Origin of the sequence: Micromonospora sp. CA-269861 (assembly GCF_050948505.1) — a bacterium.
Lineage (GTDB): Bacteria > Actinomycetota > Actinomycetes > Mycobacteriales > Micromonosporaceae > Micromonospora.
The window spans coordinates 2,496,149-2,516,536 of the sequence record NZ_CP192014.1; the positions used below are offsets into that span (position 1 = coordinate 2,496,149).

Here is a 20,388-nt window from a genome sequence, read left to right on the forward strand (position 1 = left end):
TGGCCGGACGCGGCGCTCAGGTGACCGGGAGACCCTTGGTGCCGGCGTTCCTCATCGAGCGGGTCAGGTTCCGGTCGGAGATCCAGAGGAAGCACTGCACGCCCCGGTTGCCGTTGCGCCACTCCTCCTCGTACGGCTGGTAGTAGATCGTGCCGGCGCGGAAGTCGAGCTGGGAGTTGTCCGGAACCTTGGCGTACTTGGCGATCATCGTCTGGCAGGCCCGGTGGGTCCGCTTGACGCTGCGGGTGAACTCGGCGTAGCTGACGTCGGGCGACTGCCAGACGCCGACGAACTCGGCATGGTGCTTGGCCGTGCAGGAGATCGGCACCATCTCGTCGATGTCGTCCTTGACCACCTTCGGGTTGAAGCAGCGGTACGCCAGCGGCGCCGCGCCGGACAGCGCGCCCCGGAGGCTGCCGGTGCGCAGGTCGACAGCGGTGTCGTCGATGCTGGCGATCTCGGTGACGTCGCACCGGTACCAGCGGGCCCCGCCCGACCACGCCGGCGGCGACGGCAGCACGACTGTCAGGCCGAGCCGCCCGGAACGCCAGTCGGCGCCCACCGCCTTGTTGACCGCCGTGTCGCACCCGGTCTGCGCGGCCCGCATGCCTGCCGAGCCGGGTTGCGGGGGCGTGCCGCCCTCGGCGCTCGCGCCGGTGAGCGTGCCGACGTGCATGGTCTCCACCCGGTGCGACTCCGTGCAGGCCAACGGGTTGTAGCCGCTCAGGAAGCCGACCTGCTGGGAGGATTGGTGGCAGACGTCGGCGGCGGGGACGAACTGCTGTGCCGCGACGGGCGCCGGCCAGTCGTCGATGAGGTCACGGTCGAGTCCGGCGGGTGCGCCGCACCCGGACAGCGCCAGGGCCAGGGCCCCACCCCCGGCGAACGCCGCCAACCACCGTCGCATCCCGACCTCCCGCCGCTGGTGGCCTCCGGCCCGACCCGGCCGGTCGGTAGCGCCACGGCGCAGCAGCATACGGCACCGATGTTCAGATCGCGGGCAGTCCCTCGGGGCCGGCGCCCCGCATCGAGCGGGTGAGTTTGCGGTCGTCGCTCCACAGGAAACAGCGCACTCCACGGTCGCCCTCCTCCCACTCCCGCTGCGACGGTGGGTAGTAGATGGACCCGGCCCGGTACGGCAGCTCGCTGTTGTTGGGCACCGCCGCGTACTCGGCGATCAGCGCCATGCAGCGCCGGTGCGCCTGCTCGGCGGACTTGGCGAACTCCGCCCAGCTCATGTCCCGCTCCTCGTAGACGCCCACGAACTCGGCGCGGTGCGGCTCGGAGCAGAGCACCGGCGCCATGTAGTTGAGGTTGTCGCCGATCAGTTTGGGGTCGAAGCAGCGGTGCGTCAGGGGCGTGTCGCCGATCAACGCCCCGCGCAGGCTGCCGGTGCGGTTCACCGGGCGGGTGTTGTCGATGCTGCCGGTCTCGCTGAGGTCGCAGCGGAACCAGCGGGCGCCACCGGCCCAGGCGGGCGCGGAGGGCAGCGCGAGGGTCAGCGCGAGTCGGGCCGTGTGCCAGTCACCGCCGAGCACCTGACGGGCCCGCTGGTCGCACTCGGCGCGGGCGGTGCGCAGCGCCGGCGACCCGGGTTCGGGTCGGGCCTCGGTCAGCGCGTCGGGCCCGACGAAGGTGCCGACGTGGATGGTCTCGGCCAGGTGGTTACGCGCGCAGTCCACCGTCTCGTAGGTGCTGGCCTGCACGACAGCGGTGATCCGTGGCAGGCAGGTGTCGGTGGCGGGGGTGAACGGCTTCGGAACCCGCATCGTCGGCCAGTCGTCGGTGAGATCACCGTCCGCGCCGCGCGCCGGCGCGCAGCCGGGCAGCAGCATCGTCGTGACGCACGCCAGCACCAGCGCTGGAAGCCACCGTCGCATCGTCCGCCCTCCCGGGAGCTGGCGGCCGGTCACCGCGCCCCGCGGCGAGACCCCGGCGGGCGTGCAGCCTACGGCACCGTCCCGGTTGGAGTGTCGTCGCGTTTCGGTCGATCGGCCAGCCGCTGATGTCTGTTCGTCCGGATTCGGGGGTCCGGAGCGTCCAATTCTGCACCACTGGTCACTGCTGGGTCACAGCGCGTCCCCGTAGGTGGCGCGATGCGGGTGGCGGGGCACCACGTTCGTACACTGGCCCCGTGACCGTACCGCCGCCGATCGTCGCGCCGAGCATCCTGGCCGCCGATTTCGCCCGCCTCGCCGAAGAGGTCCGTGCCGTCGAGGACGCCGCGGACTGGTTGCACGTCGACGTGATGGACAACCACTTCGTGCCGAACCTGACTATTGGGCTGCCCGTGGTGCAGAGCCTGCGGGCTGTCACGGCGATGCCCTTCGACGTGCACCTGATGATCGAGGACCCGCGCCGGTGGGCCCCCGGGTACGCCGATGCCGGGGCGTACAACGTCACCTTCCACGCGGAGGCGTCCGACGACCCGGTGGCGTTGGCCAAGGACCTGCGCTCGGCCGGTGCGAAGGCGGGCCTGGCCATCGACCGGGACACCCCGATCGAGCCCTACCTGGACCTGCTGCCCAGCTTCGACACCCTGCTGATCATGACGATCAAGGCGGGCTTCGGTGGGCAGCGGTTCATTCCGCAGCTGCTGGAGAAGGTGCGGACGGCCCGGCGGCACGTGTCGTCCGGGCACCTGGAGCTGCGCATCGAGGTGGACGGTGGGATCGCCGCCGACACCATCGAGCAGGCGGCCGCCGCGGGCGCCGACGCGTTCGTGGCCGGAACCGCCGTGTACGGGGCCGCCGACCCGGCGGAGGCGGTACGGCACCTGCGGGCACTGGCGGAACGCGCGGCTCCCGGGGCCTGAGGTGGAGCCCGAGGCCGACCGCAAGGACATCATCCTCGTCGTGGACGACGACGAGGACATCGCTCGTTTCGTCGAGTTCAACCTGCGGTTGCACGGCTTCGAGGTGATCCACGCCAGCGACGGCCAGGAGGCCCTGGAGGTCATCGAGCGCCAGCGGCCGGACCTGGCGGTGGTCGATCTCATGATGCCCCGGATCGACGGGCTGGAGCTGACCCGGCGGCTGCGCGCCGACCCGATGACCTCCGCCCTCCCGGTGATCATGCTGACGGCCAAGGGCATGACCGTCGACAAGGTGCACGGGCTCAGCGCCGGCGCGGACGACTACCTGGTCAAGCCGTTCGACACCGCCGAGTTGGTGGCCCGGGTCTCGTCCACGCTGCGCCGCAACAAGGAGTTCCGGGAGGTCTCCCCGCTGACCGGGCTGCCCGGCAACAGCCGGATCCGTCGGGAGATCAGCGACCGGGTCCGGCAGGGCGTGGACTACGCGGTCGGCTACGTCGACATCGACCGGTTCAAGAGCGTCAACGACCGGTACGGCTTCGTCCGTGGCGACGACTTCATCTCCGCGCTGGCCCGCAGCCTGCACCGGGCGGTGGTGGGCGTCGGGCTGCCGCCGGCCTTCCTGGGTCACGTCGGCGGTGACGACTTCGTCATCGTCTGCGCCCCGGACCAGGTGCGCCCGCTGACGTCCCAGGCGGTGGTCGACTTCGAGAACGCCGCCGACACGCTCTACGACCCGACCGACCGTGAGCGCGGCTTCGTCGAGTTGAAGGACCGGCGGGGCAACATCCGGCGCGCGGCCCTGGTCACCCTCTCCATCGGGGTCTCCCTCTCCGACGCCGGCAAGCGGTTCTCCGACCCTCTCGAGGCGATCGCGATGGCCTCGGAGATGAAGACGGTCGCCAAGAGCCAACCGGGCTCGTACGTGGCGGTGGACCGGCGTCGCGGCGTCACCTGAGCGTGATACCGCTGTGAAGTAGCTCGCCTAGGTGGCGGCGGAGTCGCATCGGCGTGTAAGACTTCCCGTGTACCCACCACGCGCTGGCGGGACTCGGTGAAATTCCGAACCGGCGGTGATCCACGGTCCAACCGTGGTCAGCCCGCGACCCGGACGGCTCTGCTGCCCGGTGGACCTGGTGAAAATCCGGGGCCGACGGTTGGGGGCGGTTCGTCCGCGCCCAGACAGTCCGGATGGGAGACAGCGCGCGGGACGGACGGGTCCGAGCCGGCCGCTGGCTTCAGCGTGCCGTGCCGACCCCCCGGGGCGGCTGTGCCGTTCCCGGAATCCGCCACCGCCTGCCCGTGGCCCCATGGCCACCGCCTCCCTGACCGCCAGCGCGCGGACCGGCGAGTGAGAGGGCAGGGGCAGGGCGATGGCCAGCGTCTCCGTTGATGAGGCGATGCGGCGTGCGATCGAGTTGGCGGCACGCGGGCTCGGCACCACCAGCCCCAACCCGGTGGTCGGGTGCGTGCTGCTCGACGAGGACGGCGAGGTCGTGGGCGAGGGCTTCCACGCGTACGCCGGCGGGCCGCACGCCGAGATCGTCGCCCTGGCGCAGGCCGGGCGGCGGGCCAAGGGCGGCACCGCTGTCGTCACTCTGGAACCCTGCGATCACACCGGCCGCACCGGCCCCTGTAGTTCCGCGCTGGTCCAGGCGGGGGTGGGCCGGGTGGTCATCGCCGTACCCGATCCCAACCCGGTCGCCTCCGGCGGCGCCGCCACCCTGCGCGCCGCCGGGGTCCGTGTCGATCTGGGGGTACGCGGCGACGAGGCCGAGGCCGGCAACGTCGCATGGCTGACCTCGATGCGCCGGGGCTGGCCGTACGTGATCTGGAAGTACGCCGCCACGCTCGACGGGCGCTCCGCCGCGGCGGACGGCACCAGCATGTGGATCACCTCGGAGGCGGCCCGGATCGACGTGCACGCGCTGCGCGGCACCGTCGACGCGGTCATCGCCGGGGTGGGCACCGTGCTCGCCGACGACCCCCGGTTGACCGCCCGCAACCTGCGCGACGGCAGCCTGGCCATCCGGCAGCCGCTGCGGGTGGTGGTGGACAGCTCGGGGCGTACCCCGGCTGACGCCCGGGTCCGCGACGGCGCCGCACGGACGTGGATCGCGACCGCCGAGGAGGTCGGCGCCGACCCGGACGGCCGGGTCGACCTGCCGGCGCTGCTCGCGGCGCTGCACCAGCGCGGGGTCCGCGCGGTGCTGCTGGAGGGTGGCCCCCGGCTGGCCGGAGCGTTCCTGCGGGCCGGCCTGGTCGACAAGATCGTCGGGTACGTCGCGCCGCGGTTGCTCGGCGCCGGCCCGACCGCCCTGGTCGACGCGGGAGTGACCACCATCGCTGAGGCCATCGATCTCGAGTTCGTTGACGTTACGCAGATCGGTCCGGATCTCCGGATCACCGCTTTGCCCCGCAAAAGGGAGGGCTGAGATGTTCACCGGCATCATCGAGGAATTGGGCGAGATCGTCCGGGTCGCGCCGACGGCGGGCGATTCGGCGCTGCTCGGCGTACGCGGCCCGCTCGTCACGTCCGACGCCCGGCACGGCGACTCGATCGCCGTCAACGGTGTCTGCCTGACCGTCGTGGAGGTGGCCGACGGGGTCTTCACCGCCGACGTGATGGGGGAGACTCTGCGCCGCTCCGCGCTGGGCGCGCTGCGTCCCGGCGACCCGGTCAACCTGGAGCGGGCCGCCGCGCTCGGTAGTCGGCTCGGCGGGCACCTGGTGCAGGGCCACGTCGACGGCGTCGGTGAACTGATCTCTCGGGAGCCGGCCGAGCAGTGGGAGACCGTCCGGTTCCGACTGCCCGCCGCCCTGTCCCGGTACGTGGTGGAGAAGGGCTCGATCACCATCGACGGTGTCTCGTTGACGGTGGCCTCCGTCGGCGCTGACGAGTTCGCCGTCGGGCTGATCCCGACCACGCTCAAACTGACCACCCTCGGCGCGATGGGCATCGGCGACCCGGTGAACCTGGAGGTCGACGTGCTGGCCAAGTACGTCGAGCGCCTGCTCGGCGACCGGCTCACCGGCGCCGACGCTCGCGGGGCGGCCTCGAACCCGGGCGGGGTGGCCTGATGGGCCCGCTCAGTTGGCTGCTGGACGCGCAGGTGCAGGTCGCCGGCTCGCCGGTGCTGGCCCGGGAGATCGTCGGCAACGCGTTCGGGCTGGTCTCGGCGATGCTCGGGCTGCGCCGGCTGGTCTGGGCGTGGCCGGTCGGCATGATCGGTAACGCGCTGCTGCTCACCGTCTTCCTCGGCGGGGTGTTCGCCACCCCGCAGGCGCACGACCTGTACGGGCAGGCCGGCCGACAGGTGTTCTTCTTCGCGGTCAGCGTCTACGGCTGGTGGCGCTGGCAGCGCAACCGTCGCGGCGACGCCGGGCAGGCCGCTGTCGTCCCGCGCTGGGCCACCGGACGGGAGCGACTGCTGCTGCTGGTGGCCGCCGTGATCGGCACCGCCGCGGCGTACCCGCTGCTCAAGGCCCTGGGCTCGTGGGGCCCGCTGCCCGACGCCTGGATCCTCACCGGCAGCCTGCTGGCCACCTACGGCATGGCGCGCGGCTGGGTGGAGTTCTGGCTGCTCTGGATCGCGGTGGACGCGGTCGGCGTGCCGCTGCTGCTGCGCGGCGGGTTCTACCCGTCGGCCGTCATGTACCTGATCTACGGCGCCCTCTGCGTCTGGGGCTTCGCCGCCTGGTGGCGCACCTCGCGCGCCACAGCCGCCGTCCGTACGCCCATTTACCGGGAGGCCGTAGCGTGACCAGCTTTGGGGATATTGAGCAGGCGATCGCGGACATCGCGGCTGGCCGGCCGGTCGTCGTGGTCGACGACGCGGACCGGGAGAACGAGGGCGACCTGATCTTCGCGGCCGAGTTGGCCACGCCGGAGCTGATGGCGTTCATGGTGCGCTACACCTCGGGGTACGTCTGCGTGGCGCTGACCGAGAGCGAAGCCGACCGGCTCGACCTGCCGCCGATGCACCACACCAACCAGGACCGGCGCGGCACCGCGTACACGGTGACCGTGGACGCCCGCGAGGGGGTCAGCACCGGCATCTCGGCGGCCGACCGCGCGCACACCAGCCGGCTGCTCGCCGGCGCGGCGACCGACCCGACCGACCTGGCCCGACCCGGGCACGTGGTGCCGTTGCGCGCTCGCGAGGGCGGGGTGCTGCGCCGCCCGGGGCACACCGAGGCCGGGATCGACCTGACCCGCCTGGCCGGGCTGCGTCCGGCCGGCGTGCTCTGCGAGCTGGTCAACGACGACGGCACGATGATGCGCCTGCCGGACCTGGAGAAGTTCTCCGCCGAGCACGGCCTCATGCTGATCACCATCGCCGACCTGATCGCCTACCGGCGGCGTACCGAGAAGCAGGTCGAGCTGGTCGCCGACGCCCGCATGCCGACGCGGCACGGGGTGTTCCGGGCGCTCGGCTACCGCGCCGAGCACGACCCGGCCGAGCACGTCGCGATGGTGCTGGGTGACCTCGGTGACGGCCAGGACGTGTTGGTCCGGGTGCACTCCGAGTGCCTGACCGGGGACGTGTTCGGTTCGCTGCGCTGCGACTGTGGGCCGCAGTTGGAGGCCGCGCTGGCTCGGGTCGGGCAGGAGGGCCGGGGCGTGGTGCTCTACGTCCGTGGGCACGAGGGGCGCGGCATCGGGCTGCTGCACAAGCTTCAGGCGTACCAGTTGCAGGATCTGGGCCGCGACACCGTCGACGCCAACCTCGACCTCGGCCTGCCGGCCGACGCCCGCGACTACGGCACCGGCGCGCAGATCCTCTACGACCTGGGCGTGCGGTCGATGCGGTTGCTGACCAACAACCCGGCCAAGCGGGCCGGGCTGGAGGGGTACGGGTTGACCATCACCGGCCGCGAGGGGCTGCCGGTCGGCGCACACCCGGAGAACATGCGCTACCTGCGCACCAAGCGGGACCGGATGGGTCACCTGCTGGACGAGTTGGACGAGGTGTCCGAGGCGCCGATGGGGCGTCCGGTCGCCAACGACGAGATCGGAGCATGACGATGGCGGGTTTCGGTGAGCCGGGAGTCGAGGCGGTCGACGCCGCGGGGCTGACCGTCGGGGTCGTGGCCGCCCGCTGGCACGGCGAGCTGACCGACCACATGCTGGAGCGTGCGGTTGCCGCCGCCGAGGCGTGCGGCGCCCGTTCCGTGGTCGCCCGGGTCGCCGGCTCGGTCGAGCTGCCGGTGGTGGCGCAGGCCCTCGCCCGCCGCTGCGACGTGGTGGTCGCCCTCGGCGTGGTGGTCCGCGGTTCCACAGCCCACTTCGACTACGTCTGCCGCTCGGTCACCGACGGGCTGACCCGGGTGGCGCTGGACGAGGGCAAGCCGGTGGCGCACGGGGTGTTGACAGTGGAGACCATCGAGCAGGCCCGCGACCGCGCCGGTCTGCCCGGCTCGGCGGAGGACAAGGGCTGGGCCGCCACCGTCGCGGCGCTCGACGCGGCGCTGGCCGTGCGGACCGTGGCGGCGGGCAACGCCCAGCGGGTCGGCTTCGGCGGCTGACGTCCCGGCCGTCTCTGAAGGCGGGCCTTCAGAGACGGCCGGCCTCGATGATCCGGCGCAGGAACTGCCGGGTACGAGGCTGCGTCGGCTCGCCGAGCACCTGCTCGGGCGGGCCGCTCTCGACGACCCGCCCGGCGTCGAGGAAGCACACCTCGTCGGCTACCTCCCGGGCGAAGCCCATCTCATGGGTGGCCAGCACCATGGTCATGCCGTCGGCCTTCAGGTCGCGGATCATCGCCAGCACCTCGCCGACGAGCTCCGGGTCCAGCGCGGAGGTGACCTCGTCGAGCAGCATCAGTCGAGGTGAGTTGGCCAGCGCCCGGACGATCGCCACCCGCTGCTGCTGCCCGCCGGAGAGCCGGTCCGGGTAGGCGTCCGCCTTGGCGCCGAGGCCCACCCGGTCGAGCAGCTCCCGGGCCTGCGCCTCCGCCTCCGCCCGACCCCGCCGGTGTACGCGACGCGGCGCGAGGGTGATGTTGTCCAACACGCTCAGGTGCGGAAACAGGTTGTACGCCTGGAACACCATGCCGATCCGCCGCCGGACCCGGTCCGGGTCCACCCGTGGATCGGAGATGTCCTCGCCGTCCAACTCGATGGTGCCGTCGTCGAGTTCGTCGAGCAGGTTGACGCAGCGCAGCAGTGTCGACTTGCCGGACCCGGACGCGCCGATCAGGGCCACGACCTGGTGCTCGGCGACGGTCAGATCGAGGTCGTCGAGCACGACGTGCCCGCCGAACTCCTTGCGTAGGCCCCGACAACGCAACAACGCCATGGTCAGCCCCCTGACTGTCGGCGGGCCGCCCGCAGCGTGACCCAGTCGGTGACCGCGATCAGCGGGATCGCGAGCAGCACGAAGAGCACCCCCGCCACGACGTACGGCGTGTAGTTGAAGGTCTGTGCGGTGGCGATCTGGGCGGCGCGGACCGCGTCGATCGGCCCGGCGAGCGAGACCAGACCCACGTCCTTCTGCAACGCCACCACGTCGTTGAGCAGGGGTGGCGCCACCCGGCGGACGGCCTGCGGCAGGACCACGTGCCGCATCGTCTGCCGGTAGGTCAGGCCCAACGAGCGGGCCGCGGCGAGCTGGCTCGGGTGCACCGACTCGATGCCGGCCCGGAACACCTCGGCGAGGTAACCGCCGTAGGTGAGGACCAGCGCGATCCCACCCAGCACCAGCACCGGCGGCATGCCCTGCAACCGCAGCCCCGGCACGCCGAGGGTGAGCAGGTAGAGCACGATGATCAGCGGTAGGCCGCGGAAGGTGTAGGTGTAACCGGCGGCCAGCGCGCGGACCGGGAAGAAGATCGGCCCGCGCAGCGTCCGCAGCACGGCGATCACCAGCCCGAGCAACAGCGCGCCGACCGCACAGCACACCAGCAGCCGTACGTTGAGCCAGAGCCCGCTCAGCACCGTCGGCAGGGCGTCGCGGGCGATCTCCGGATCCAGGAACGACAGTCGAACCCGGTCCCAGCCCGGCGCACCGGTCACCGCGATCACCAGCAGCGTGCCGAGCGCCGCCGTCGAGGATGCCGCGACGAGCACGCTGTAGACGGTCTGCCGACGCCGGTACGCCGACCGCCGCAGCTGCGCCTCGGACGGCACATGATCCAGAAGCGTCACCGCAGCTCGGCCGCCCCCGCCACCTGCGCGAGCCACTTCTGCTCCAACTCCTTCAGCGTGCCCGCCTCGGTGAGCTGACCGACCGCGCCGGTCACGCAGGAGGTCAGTGGGGAGTTCTTGTCCAGCAGCAACCCGAACGCCTCGGGCGAACCGACCTGCGGCACCTGCCCGACGATCGTCGCGTCGGTGATCTCCGCGCCGGTGATGTAGAAGGCGGTGGGAAGGTCCACCACGAGACCGTCCAGCTGCCCGTTCTGCAGAGCCTTCTTGGCGTCGTCGTTGCTGTTGTAGACCTGCGGCTTGGCGGTCGGCTTGATCACGTCGGTGATCGCCTGGTAGCTGGTGGTGCCGACCTGCGCGCCGAGCCGAGCGTCGCGGAGCTCGGCCAGCGATTTCCTGCCGGCGATCTTCGAGGACTTCAACGCGATGACTGTCTGCCGCACCAGGTAGTACGGCGCGGAGAAGTCGACAGCCCGCTTGCGCTCCTCGGTGATGGAGAACTGGTTGATGTCGAAGTCGAAGTCCTTCGGCCCCGGCGCGATCGCGGTGTCGAACTTGACCCGGATCCAGGTGACGTCGGCGCGCGCGTAGCCGAGCTTTTCGGCCACCGCGTACGCGACAGCGGACTCGAAGCCCTCACCGCTGTCCGGCTTGTCCTTGGCGAACCACGGCTCGTACGCCGGCTGGTCGGTGGCGATGGTCAGCTTGCCCGGCGTACGCGTGGGCAGGCTGTCCTTGGCGCAGGACGGCGGCGCGGTGACGATGGGTGTGGGTTTCTCCACCTGTGGCGCGCATCCGGCGGTGGCTACGACGACGGCACCGGCGACGGTGAGCGCGAGGAGACGTGAGCTGCTGGCCATGGCGGACAGCGTAGAGCTCCATGGGCATCGATCGGCAATTGTCCCACCATGTTGGTAGGGAATTGTCCGCTTACTGGATTCCGACGGACCCGGACGCGCGGCGCCGCCCGGGTGGCTGGAAGAATCGTTCCCCGTGAAGACGTTCGAGGAGTTGTTCGCCGAGCTGCAGGCCAAGGCCGCCGCCGGCACCCCGGGCTCGGGCACCGTCGCCGCGTTGGACAAGGGCGTGCACTTCATCGGCAAGAAGGTCGTCGAGGAGGCGGCCGAGTCGTGGATGGCCGCCGAGCACGAGGGGCCGGAGCGTACCGCCGAGGAGATCTCCCAGCTGCTCTACCAGGTCCAGGTGCTGATGCTCGCCAGCGGTCTCGACCTCAAGGACGTCTACCGACATCTGTGAGTGCCCCCACCCCGTTGATCGCCATCCGGATCGAAGGAGCACTCCGTCATGCTGCGTGTCGCCATTCCCAACAAGGGCACCCTGGCCGAACCGGCCGCCCAGATGCTGCGCGAGGCGGGCTACCGCCAGCGCACCGACCCCAAGGACCTCGTCTGCCGCGACGAGGCCAACGACGTCGAATTCTTCTACCTGCGCCCGAAGGACATCGCCACCTACGTCGGCTCCGGTGACCTCGACCTCGGGATCACCGGCCGGGACCTGCTGATCGACTCGGCCGCGCCGGCCGAGGAGGTCGTCGACCTCGCCTTCGGCCGGGCCACCTTCCGCTTCGCCGCCCGCCCCGACGACATCGCCTCCGTCCAGGAGCTGGGCGGTCACCGGATCGCCACCGCGTACCCGGGGCTGGTCGAGCGGCACCTCGGCGAGGTGGGGGTCAAGGCCGACGTGATCCGCCTCGACGGCGCCGTGGAGAACGCCGTACGCCTCGGTGTCGCCGACGTGATCGCGGACGTGGTGGAGACCGGCGCGACCCTGCGCCAGGCGGGCCTGGTGGTCTTCGGCGAGCCGCTGCTGCGCTCGTCGGCGGTGCTGGTCCGGCGCGCCGGCGCGCCCGCCCAACCGCAGGCCGAGCAGTTGCTGCGCCGCCTGCACGGGGTGCTGGTGGCCCGCCGCTACGTGATGCTCGCCTACGACGTGCCGGCCGGTCTGCTGGACCGGGCGAGCGGGCTCACCCCGGGCATCGAGTCGCCCACCGTGTCGCCGCTGCACCGCGAGGGCTGGGTGGCGGTGCAGGCGATGGTGCTCCGCGACGACGTGCACCGCATCATGGACGAGCTGTACGAGTTGGGCGCCCGCGCCATCCTCGTCACCAACATCCACGCCTGTCGCCTCTGACCGTTTCCGCCCGCCGAGCGGCCCTGGGGTGGTGGCTCGGCGGGTGGTGCGTTTGATGGGCGAGTGCGGGTGGCAGACTGGTGGGGTGAGTGAAACCGAGCTGGTCCGCCTGAAGCCCCGCCGCATTCGCGTGGTCTGCTGGTCGGCGGCGGCTGCCCTGGTGGTGGTGTTCGGTCTGGTTGCCACATCGTTGAGTGGCCCGACCGGCGATGGTTACGGCAGCTTCCAGCGCGGTGACCAGATCGCCATGATCGGCCTGGGCATCTTCGGTGCGTTGGGCTTCCTGCTGTTCACCCGTCCCCGGGTGGAGGCGGACGCGCGGGCCATCCGGGTGCGTAACGTCATCAGCTCCTACGAGCTGCCCTGGGAGGTTGTCCGGGGCGTCCGCTTCGACCGGGGCGCGCCGTGGGCCAGCCTGGAGCTGCACGACGACGACCTGCTGCCGATGGTCGCGCTGCAGGCCGCCGACAAGGAGTTGGCCGTCGACGGGGTCCGCGCGCTGCGCCGGCTCCACGAGGCCCACCAGGCCCGCCTCGCCGAACGCGCCGTCGGTCGCTGACCCTGCCGCATCACCCGATCACGGGCTCGCCGCCGAACCGTCACCGTCGCCGTCATCGCGCCAAGGAATCGCCCACCGTCGGCACCCGGCGGAATCACCCGCCGGCCCCCATCGTCGCCCGTCCGGCCGCGCCCCCTCGCCAAGATCTGGACAACTTCCCTGAACCTGCTGCCTCAGAGCGCCCCGAGGCAGCAGGTTCAGGGAGAGTGCGCGGATCTTGGCAAAGGGCGCTGGCCGCAGGTCGTGCCCGGTTTGGGGGTGGCCGGGGCGCCGGTGTAGTGTTATCAAGTCGACCAGGCTGTCTCCGCGTGCGAGCAGGCAGCCTTGAAAGTGGGGCGCCTGCTCCCACCCGAGTCACCGCTACGGTGGCCGGGTCCGGTCACCGGTTCCGGGCATGTCCCGGCACCGGATGCGCGATCCTTGTGATCGTGCTGACCGGTCGAGCGGGCCCTGGCATGCGCCGGGGCCTTCTGCTTTTCGGGTCGGTTCCCTCCTGGGAGCCGCGGGGGTCGGCGACAGAGCAGAAACGACTCGAGGAGGCCCCATCAGCGTCGAACCACGCGTGAACGAGCAGATCCGGGCACGTGAGGTCCGACTGGTCGGCCCAGAGGGTGAGCAGGTGGGCATCGTCCCGCTGGAGCGCGCTCTTCAGCTGGCCGCGGACGTCGATCTGGACCTGGTCGAGGTTGCGCCGATGGCGCGCCCGCCGGTGTGCAAGCTCATGGACTTCGGCAAGTTCAAGTACGAGAGCGCACTCAAGGCGCGCGAAGCGCGGCGTAATCAGCAGCAGACCGTCATCAAGGAAATGAAGCTTCGGCCGAAGATCGACCCGCACGACTACGAGACCAAGAAGGGTCACGTGGTGCGGTTCCTCAAGGCGGGCGACAAGGTCAAGGTGACGATCATGTTCCGCGGTCGCGAGCAGAGCCGCCCGGAGCTGGGTTACCGGCTCCTGCGCCGGCTCGAGTCCGAGATCACGGACCTGGGATACGTCGAGGCCGCTCCGAAGCAGGACGGCCGAAACATGATTATGGTTCTCGCTCCGCATCGGGCCGTCAAGGCCTCCGCGGTCGCCGCTACGGCGTCTCGCGGTGCACCTCGGGACCGGGCAGCGGACGAGTCCGCTCCGGCAGCCGATGAGACCGCGGCGGTTGGCGAGACCGCAACAGCCGGTGACACCGGCCTCGCCGCCGACACCAGCGGCGAGTAACAGGGGAGAAGACGTTCCACATGCCGAAGATGAAGAGCCACACGGGTATGGGTAAGCGGGTCAAGGTGACCGGCAAGGGCAAGATCGTTGCCCAGCAGGCCGGCCTCCGCCACAACCTGGAGAAGAAGCCCTCCACCCAGACCCGCCGGCTGACCGGCACGGTCGTGCTGGCCAAGGCCGACGTCAAGCGCATCAAGAAGCTGCTCGGCCGCTGACGCGCGCCACCTTTACGTAATAAGGAGTTGAGATGGCACGCGTCAAGCGGGCTGTAAACGCCCAGAAGAAGCGTCGTACCCTGCTGGAGACCGCGAGCGGTTACCGTGGTCAGCGCTCCCGCCTGTACCGCAAGGCCAAGGAGCAGGTGCTGCACTCGATGCAGTACGCCTACCGGGACCGTCGCGACCGCAAGGGCGACTTCCGGCAGCTGTGGATTCAGCGGATCAACGCGGGCGCCCGGGCCAACGGGATGACCTACAACCGTCTGATCCAGGGCCTGCGTCTGGCCGGCATCGAGGTCGACCGCAAGATCCTGGCCGACATGGCTGTCAACGACGCCGCCTCCTTCGCGGCGATCGTCGAGCTGGCCCGGGCCGCGGTCACGGCCGAGGGCACCGGCGGCGCGGCGGCTCAGGCCGCCTGATCCCCACGCACCAGAGCGAGGCGTCTCCCGTGTCGGCACCGCCGTCCGGGGGGCGCCTCAATCGTGTCGGAGGAACGCACACCATGGCCTTCACCCCGCGTACCCCAAGGGTTGTCGCCGCCCGCCGCCTGCAACGCCGCCGGGACCGCGACACCACCGGCCGTTTCCTGGCCGAGGGCCCGCAGGCGGTCCGCGAGGCCCTCGCGCGGCCGGGGGTGGTCACCGAGCTGTTCGGTACGACCACCGCGCTCGACAGGTATCCGGAGTTGGCCGCCACGGCGGCCCGCGCCGACGTGCCGGTCTCCGAGGTGACCGACGACGCCCTCGCGGCGTTGGCCGAGACCGTCGCCCCGCAGGGGCTGGTGGCCGTCTGCCGGCACCTGGACGTGTCGTTGGAGCAGGCCCTCGCGGGTGCGCCCCGGCTGGTGGCGGTGCTCGCCGAGATCCGCGACCCGGGCAACGCCGGCACGGTGCTGCGTACCGCCGACGCGGCCGGTGCGGGTGCGGTGGTCTTCGCCGGCGACGCCGTCGACCCGTACAACGGCAAGTGTGTGCGGGCCTCGGCCGGGAGCCTCTTCCACGTCGACGTGGTGCGCGCCACCGACCCGGTCGCGGTGGTCGACGCGCTGCGCGCCGCCGGGCTGTCGATCTTCGCCACCACCGGGTACGGCGACAGCGACCTGGACGACCTGACCGACTACGGTCGGCTGGTCGGGCCCACCGCCTGGTTGTTCGGCTCCGAGGCGCACGGCCTGCCCGAGGAGTTGACCGCCGCCGCCGACGCCCGGGTGCGGGTGCCGTTGTACGGGCGCGCGGAGAGCCTCAACCTGGCTGCCGCCGCCGCGGTCTGCCTGTACGCTTCAGCGAGAGCGCAGCGCTGAGGGCGATCCGCCTCCGGCGCGACTGACAGCAGGGGAGAGCGTCCGTCCATGAACGCGACACGGCGTTCGTTTAGCCAGCCCGCCGGTGTCGGCGGGCGGCGGGCCTGACCTGCTCCCTGCGCAACTCCTACCGGCGGGCTGCGGCACAGCCGCGCGTCCGTAGACTCGCCTAGCCGCCCCGGTGAGGGCTGGCGCCGCCGTGAGGGAGTGCCCGTACGCCATGAGCTACCGCAACGATCCGTACGACCCGAAGCAGGTCGCCCTGCTCGACCCCGCCGCCCTGGCCGAGGCCGTCGCGGACGCCACGAAGGCGTTCGAGGCCGCCGCCGACCCGGACGCGCTGACCGCGCTGCGCTCGGTGCACCTGGGTGACCGGTCACCGGTCTCCCTGGCGCGCCGGGAGATCGGCGCGCTGCCGCCGGCCGCGAAGTCCGACGCCGGGAAGCGGGTCAACGAGGCCCGCCGGGCGATCGAGTCCGCGTACGCCGAGCGCGCCGAGGTGGTGGAGCGCGAGCAGGCCGAGCGGGTGCTGGTCGAGGAGCGGGTGGACGTCACCCTGCCCTACGACAGGCGTCCGCGTGGCGCCCGGCACCCGTTGAGCACCCTGATGGAGTCGATCAGCGACCTCTTCGTGGGGATGGGCTACGAGGTGGCCGAGGGGCCCGAGGTCGACCTGGAGTGGGTCAACTTCGACGCGTTGAACATCCCCGCCGACCACCCGGCACGCGGGTTGATGGACACGTTCCACATCGCACCCGAGGGCTCGGGCCTCGTGCTACGGACGCACACCTCGACGGTGCAGACCCGCACGATGCTCAGCCGCAAGCCGCCGATCTACGTGATCGTGCCGGGCCGCGTCTACCGCACCGACGAGATCGACGCCACCCACAGCCCGGTGTTCCACCAGGCCGAGGGCCTGGTTGTCGACAAGGGCATCACGATGGCGCACCTGCGGGGCACGCTCGACCACTTCGCGCGCGCGATGTTCGGCCCGGAGGCGAAGACCCGGTGGCGGCCGCACTACTTCCCGTTCACCGAGCCGTCGGCGGAGTTCGACGTGTGGTTCCCGGAGCACCGGGACGGCCCGCAGTGGGTCGAGTGGGGTGGCTGCGGCATGGTCAACCCGCGGGTGCTGCGCGCCTGCGGCGTCGACCCGGAGGTCTACTCCGGATTCGCCTTCGGCATGGGCATCGACCGGACCCTGATGGTCCGGCACGGGGTCAGCGACATCCGCCATCTCTTCGAAGGCGACGTGCGGTTCAGCCGCGCGCTCGGGACCGGGGCGTAGGCGATGCGGGTACGAGACACGGGAACGGTGGTCTGAAGTCATGCGAGTTTCTGTCAGTTGGCTGCGAGAGTACGTCGACCTCCCCGCCGACCTGCCCACCGGTGACCTGGAGCAGGCCCTGGTCGACCTCGGCATCGAGGTCGAGTCCGTGGTGGACCTGGCCGGGACCGTCACCGGCCAACTGGTCGTCGGTGAGGTCCGCGAGATCGAGGAGCTCACCGGCTTCAAGAAGCCGATCCGGTTCTGCCGGGTCGACGTGGGTGCCGCCAACGGCACCGGCGAGCCGCAGGAGATCGTCTGTGGGGCCCGTAACTTCGCCCCTGGCGATCGGGTGGTGGTGATCCTGCCCGGCGGTGTGCTGCCCGGCGGCTTCGCCATCGGCGCTCGCAAGACGTACGGGCACAACTCGGCGGGCATGATCTGCTCGGCCAAGGAGCTGGGCCTGGGTGACGACCACTCCGGCATCATCGTGCTCGGGCCGGACGTCACGGCCAAGCCGGGCGACGACGCGCGCCCGGTGGTCGGCCTCGACGACGTCGTGCTCGATCTGGAGATCACCCCCGACCGGGGGTACGCGCTGAGCCTGCGCGGCCTGGCCCGGGAGCTGTCGCACGCGTTCGACGTGCCGCTGCGCGACCCGGCCCTGGCGCCGGCTCCGGGCGGCACCGACACGCCGGCGTACCCGGTGGAGGTGCGCGACACGGTCGGCTGTGACAGGTTCACGGCCCGCCTGGTCCGCGGCGTCGACCCGACCGCGCCCACGCCGTCCTGGATGCAGCAGCGGCTCGTCACCGCCGGCATCCGCAGCATCTCGTTGCCCGTCGACATCACCAACTACGTGATGGTGGAGCTGGGCCAGCCGATGCACGCGTTCGACGCCGACCGGATCGCCGGGCCGCTCGTGGTCCGTCGCGCCGACGCGGGGGAGAAGCTGACCACTCTCGACGGCGTCCACCGGGTGCTCACCGCCGACGACATGGTCATCTGCGACGACACCGGCCCGATCTCCCTGGCCGCGGTGATGGGCGGCGAGACCAGCGAGGTCGTCGCCGGCACCACCACAGTGCTCTTCGAGGCGGCGCACTGGGACCCGGCGATGGTCGGGCGCACCGCCCGCCGGCACAAGCTGTTCAGCGAGGCTGCGAAGCGCTGGGAGCGGGGCGTCGACCCGGCAGTGGCGCTCGTCGCGCTGGAGCGTGCCGTGCGGCTGCTCACCGAGCACGGCGGGGGCACGCCGAGCGCGGAGATCCTGGACATCGACCACGTCCGGCCGCGTACCCCGATCAGCCTTCCGGCGGATCTGCCGACCCGGCGGGTCGGCGTCGAGTACCCGCCGGCGCGGGTGGTCGCCCTGCTGGAGCGGGTCGGCTGCACTGTCGCGCAGGGCGCGGACCGGTTGTCCGAGGACCCGGGCGCGGTGGGCGTGGCCAGCGGCGTCGGGACGGTGCTGAGTGTCACCCCGCCGACCTGGCGGCCCGATCTGACCGACCCGGCCGACCTGGTCGAGGAGGTGGTCCGCCTCGACGGGTACGACCGGGTGCCGTCGGTGCTGCCGACCGCGCCTCCGGGCCGCGGTCTGACCCCGCGGCAGCGTCGGCGCCGGGCGGTCGCCGGGTCGCTGGCCGAGCGGGGGTACGTGGAGGTGCTCGCGCACCCGTTCGTGTCGCCGGAGCTGGCCGACCAGCTCGGCCTGCCGGCCGACGACGCGCGTCGGCCCGCGGTGCGGCTCGCCAACCCGCTGTCCGATGAGGAGCCGCTGCTGCGCACCACGCTGCTCGGCCCGCTGCTCGGCATCCTCAAGCGCAACCTGGGCCGCGGTCACCGCGACCTCGCCCTCTACGAGATCGGCGCGGTCTTCCACCCGCGCATCGGTGCCGGCAGCCCACCGGCGATGGGCGTGGACCGGCGTCCCACCGATGCGGAGTTCGCCGCCGCCGACGCGGTGGTGCCGGCGCAGCCGGTGCACGTCGCGGCCGTGCTCTCCGGCGACCTGGACCCGGCCGGCTGGTGGGGTCCGGGTCGACAGGCCGGCTGGGCGGACGCGATCGAGGCGGCCCGTGACGTGCTGGCCGCCGCCGGGATCCCCACGAGCTGGTCGAGGTGCGCGCCGCCGAGTACGCCCCGTGGCACCCGGGCCGCTGCGCCGAGCTGCGGGTCGACGGCTCGGTCATCGGACACGCCGGTGAGCTGCACCCGGTGGTGGTCGCGGCGTTGGAGCTGCCCCGCCGCACCAGCGCGATGGAGCTGAACCTCGACGCGCTGCCGCCGACCCCGGTGACGCCCGCGCCGACGGTCTCCGGCTTCCCGCCGGCGCTCATCGACGTGGCACTGGTGGTGGACGACTCGGTGCCGGCGGAGCAGGTGCGCCGGGCGCTGGAGGCGGGCGCCGGTGAGCTGCTGGAGGACGTGCGGCTGTTCGACGTGTACTCCGGCGCGCAGCTCGGCGAAGGCCGCCGGTCGCTGGCGTACAAGCTCACGTTCCGGGCACCGGACCGGACGCTGACCGTCGAGGAGGCGGTCGCGGCACGGGACGCTGCGGTCGCCGTCGCCACGGAGCGCCTCGGCGCCACCCTGCGCGGCGCCTGACGCAGTCGACGGGCCTCCTCCTGCGGACGGCAGGAGGAGGCCCTCAGTTGTCGCTGGAGTCCAGGTTGCCGAGCTTCCGCAGGCTTGGCAGATCGCGGACGGTGATTCGGCGGTAATCGGTGTCAACCAGTCCCTCTGTCCGCAGCTCCCGCAGCGCCTTCTGAATGGAGGTCTCGGAGGCGCCGCAGATGGTGGCCAGATCGGGCTGTGTGAGCCGGACGTCGATGATGACGCCGTCGGGCCCCTGTCGACCGTGGGTCCGGCAAAGTTCCGCGACCACTCGGGCGACACGCAGTTTCACCGGGTACGAGGTGAAGTCGATTCGCCGTCGATTGGACCAGCGCAGCCGGTCGGACACCATTGCGGCGAGTTCGAGGGCGGCGTCGGGATGTTCCTTCAGGAACCGCTTGAACCGGTCTGGCTGGATCACGCTGTATCTGGCGGGCCCACAGGTCGTGACGGTGGCGGAGCGGGGTGCGTTGTTCAGCGCGGACATCTCGCCCACAAGATCACCACCGATCCGGAGCGACAGCAGGGCGGAACGGCCATCCGGCAGCGTGGCGGTGACCTTGGTCAGGCCCTCTTCGAGGAGCACCAGGTGAGACTCCCGTATGCCCTCATGGATCACAATCTGCCCGGCGGGAACCTGACGACGGACGCCCAACCCCAGTAGCGTCATCCGAACTGGCGGCGCGAGCCGTTGCAGGAACGTGCCGTAGGGCCACTCGCCGCCGGATAGCTCGCGTGGTCGTCGCATCTGCGGCCTCAGCCCCCTTCTCCACCAATAGCTGCCGAAGCGTAGCCGTTCCTGTGCGCAGCGCGATGCCCCTGATCTGACGGCGATTTCGACCAGCAGGCGGACGACTATCAACACCAGCACAGCCATCGGTGACCATTCGAGGGCTAGTAGCAGCTCAAACAGATTCGTCCTCATGGGACAAGGACACCGTCCGCGTGTGTAGCTGACTCCCGAACAGGACGGGATGACCGTTTTTCGACAGCCCGAGACGATGCCGTACTTCTACGGGATCCCGATCAGTCCCCGACGGTTCGATGGCTCCTGCGGTGCTTGCCCGTTGGGCGAGCCGGGTGACGAAGGGCGGGAGCTT

General features: G+C 71.5%; 21 protein-coding genes, 1 pseudogene and 1 riboswitch. Of the genes and pseudogenes, 16 read left to right on the forward strand and 6 right to left on the reverse strand.

The genetic code is table 11. From position 1 onward, the window contains the following. Positions 1-16: 16 nt before the first annotated feature. Positions 17-907 (reverse strand): septum formation family protein, encoded by an 891-nt coding sequence (locus ACQP0U_RS11460; protein ID WP_433318223.1) that lies wholly within the window; start codon positions 905-907, stop codon positions 17-19. Between the two features lie 82 nt (positions 908-989). Continuing rightward, positions 990-1,880: a septum formation family protein gene (locus tag ACQP0U_RS11465; RefSeq protein ID WP_433318225.1), complete on the reverse strand. Its 891-nt coding sequence runs from the start codon at positions 1,878-1,880 to the stop codon at positions 990-992. Between the two features lie 254 nt (positions 1,881-2,134). On the opposite strand from ACQP0U_RS11465, the gene rpe reads away from it, so the two are divergent. The 7 genes from rpe (at position 2,135) to ribH (ending at position 8,344) form a co-directional block, all read left to right on the forward strand. Next, entirely contained in the window at positions 2,135-2,815 is a 681-nt protein-coding gene (gene rpe, locus ACQP0U_RS11470) for a ribulose-phosphate 3-epimerase (RefSeq protein WP_433318227.1), read from the forward strand. 1 nt (position 2,816) lies between these two features. Continuing rightward, positions 2,817-3,773 (forward strand): response regulator, encoded by a 957-nt coding sequence (locus ACQP0U_RS11475; protein ID WP_366633461.1) that lies wholly within the window; start codon positions 2,817-2,819, stop codon positions 3,771-3,773. 78 nt (positions 3,774-3,851) lie between these two features. Continuing rightward, positions 3,852-4,022, forward strand: a riboswitch (FMN riboswitch). A 166-nt stretch (positions 4,023-4,188) separates the two neighbouring features. Continuing rightward, a complete protein-coding gene (ribD, locus tag ACQP0U_RS11480) occupies positions 4,189-5,250 on the forward strand; it encodes a bifunctional diaminohydroxyphosphoribosylaminopyrimidine deaminase/5-amino-6-(5-phosphoribosylamino)uracil reductase RibD (RefSeq protein WP_433318229.1) in 1,062 nt (353 codons plus the stop codon). 1 nt (position 5,251) lies between these two features. Further along, positions 5,252-5,896: a riboflavin synthase gene (locus ACQP0U_RS11485; RefSeq protein ID WP_433318231.1), complete on the forward strand. Its 645-nt coding sequence runs from the start codon at positions 5,252-5,254 to the stop codon at positions 5,894-5,896. After that, a complete protein-coding gene (pnuC, locus tag ACQP0U_RS11490; RefSeq protein ID WP_433318233.1) occupies positions 5,896-6,579 on the forward strand; it encodes a nicotinamide riboside transporter PnuC in 684 nt (227 codons plus the stop codon). Before ACQP0U_RS11485 ends, pnuC begins: the two co-directional genes overlap by 1 nt. Then, positions 6,576-7,841 carry a bifunctional 3,4-dihydroxy-2-butanone-4-phosphate synthase/GTP cyclohydrolase II gene (locus ACQP0U_RS11495; protein ID WP_433318235.1) on the forward strand — a complete coding sequence of 422 codons (1,266 nt, stop codon included), beginning with the start codon at positions 6,576-6,578 and terminating at the stop codon, positions 7,839-7,841. The genes pnuC and ACQP0U_RS11495 overlap by 4 nt, the downstream gene beginning before the upstream one ends. A 2-nt stretch (positions 7,842-7,843) precedes the next feature. Further along, entirely contained in the window at positions 7,844-8,344 is a 501-nt protein-coding gene (ribH, locus tag ACQP0U_RS11500) for a 6,7-dimethyl-8-ribityllumazine synthase (RefSeq protein WP_091401939.1), read from the forward strand. Positions 8,345-8,372: 28 nt separating this feature from the next. On the opposite strand, the gene ACQP0U_RS11505 is transcribed toward ribH, so the two are convergent. The 3 genes from ACQP0U_RS11505 to ACQP0U_RS11515 are packed head-to-tail and all read right to left on the reverse strand — an operon-like array spanning position 8,373 to position 10,824. After that, positions 8,373-9,116, reverse strand: coding sequence for an amino acid ABC transporter ATP-binding protein (locus ACQP0U_RS11505; protein WP_433318236.1), 744 nt, complete (start codon positions 9,114-9,116; stop codon positions 8,373-8,375). Positions 9,117-9,118: 2 nt separating this feature from the next. After that, complete coding sequence (locus ACQP0U_RS11510) at positions 9,119-9,964, reverse strand: amino acid ABC transporter permease (RefSeq protein WP_433318238.1); 846 nt, start codon at positions 9,962-9,964, stop codon at positions 9,119-9,121. Then, the gene (locus ACQP0U_RS11515; protein WP_433318240.1) at positions 9,961-10,824 is read right to left on the reverse strand and encodes an ABC transporter substrate-binding protein; all 864 of its coding nucleotides are present in this window, start codon (positions 10,822-10,824) and stop codon (positions 9,961-9,963) included. The genes ACQP0U_RS11510 and ACQP0U_RS11515 overlap by 4 nt, the downstream gene beginning before the upstream one ends. Before the next feature lie 133 nt (positions 10,825-10,957). On the opposite strand from ACQP0U_RS11515, the gene ACQP0U_RS11520 reads away from it, so the two are divergent. The 9 genes and pseudogenes from ACQP0U_RS11520 to pheT all read left to right on the forward strand — a co-directional run bounded on the left by ACQP0U_RS11520 (position 10,958) and on the right by pheT (position 19,279). After that, entirely contained in the window at positions 10,958-11,221 is a 264-nt protein-coding gene (locus ACQP0U_RS11520) for a phosphoribosyl-ATP diphosphatase (RefSeq protein ID WP_110566078.1), read from the forward strand. Positions 11,222-11,269: 48 nt separating this feature from the next. Further along, positions 11,270-12,115: an ATP phosphoribosyltransferase gene (gene hisG, locus ACQP0U_RS11525; protein ID WP_030488425.1), complete on the forward strand. Its 846-nt coding sequence runs from the start codon at positions 11,270-11,272 to the stop codon at positions 12,113-12,115. 85 nt (positions 12,116-12,200) lie between these two features. After that, positions 12,201-12,674, forward strand: coding sequence for a PH domain-containing protein (locus ACQP0U_RS11530; protein ID WP_433318243.1), 474 nt, complete (start codon positions 12,201-12,203; stop codon positions 12,672-12,674). 562 nt (positions 12,675-13,236) lie between these two features. Further along, positions 13,237-13,884, forward strand: a complete 648-nt coding sequence (gene infC / locus ACQP0U_RS11535) for a translation initiation factor IF-3 (RefSeq protein WP_433318245.1) — start codon at positions 13,237-13,239, stop codon at positions 13,882-13,884. Positions 13,885-13,904: 20 nt separating this feature from the next. Beyond that, positions 13,905-14,099, forward strand: a complete 195-nt coding sequence (gene rpmI / locus ACQP0U_RS11540) for a 50S ribosomal protein L35 (RefSeq protein WP_007458415.1) — start codon at positions 13,905-13,907, stop codon at positions 14,097-14,099. 32 nt (positions 14,100-14,131) lie between these two features. Further along, positions 14,132-14,524, forward strand: a complete 393-nt coding sequence (gene rplT, locus ACQP0U_RS11545; protein ID WP_007458417.1) for a 50S ribosomal protein L20 — start codon at positions 14,132-14,134, stop codon at positions 14,522-14,524. A gap of 83 nt (positions 14,525-14,607) precedes the next feature. Further along, a complete protein-coding gene (locus ACQP0U_RS11550) occupies positions 14,608-15,405 on the forward strand; it encodes a TrmH family RNA methyltransferase (protein WP_433318247.1) in 798 nt (265 codons plus the stop codon). Positions 15,406-15,625: 220 nt separating this feature from the next. Further along, positions 15,626-16,693, forward strand: coding sequence for a phenylalanine--tRNA ligase subunit alpha (gene pheS / locus ACQP0U_RS11555; RefSeq protein WP_030335722.1), 1,068 nt, complete (start codon positions 15,626-15,628; stop codon positions 16,691-16,693). Positions 16,694-16,733: 40 nt separating this feature from the next. Further along, a pseudogene (gene pheT / locus ACQP0U_RS11560) lies at positions 16,734-19,279 on the forward strand (phenylalanine--tRNA ligase subunit beta). Positions 19,280-19,322: 43 nt separating this feature from the next. Here pheT and ACQP0U_RS11565 read toward each other — a convergent pair. After that, positions 19,323-20,165 (reverse strand): Crp/Fnr family transcriptional regulator, encoded by an 843-nt coding sequence (locus tag ACQP0U_RS11565; protein WP_433318248.1) that lies wholly within the window; start codon positions 20,163-20,165, stop codon positions 19,323-19,325. Positions 20,166-20,388: the final 223 nt, after the last annotated feature.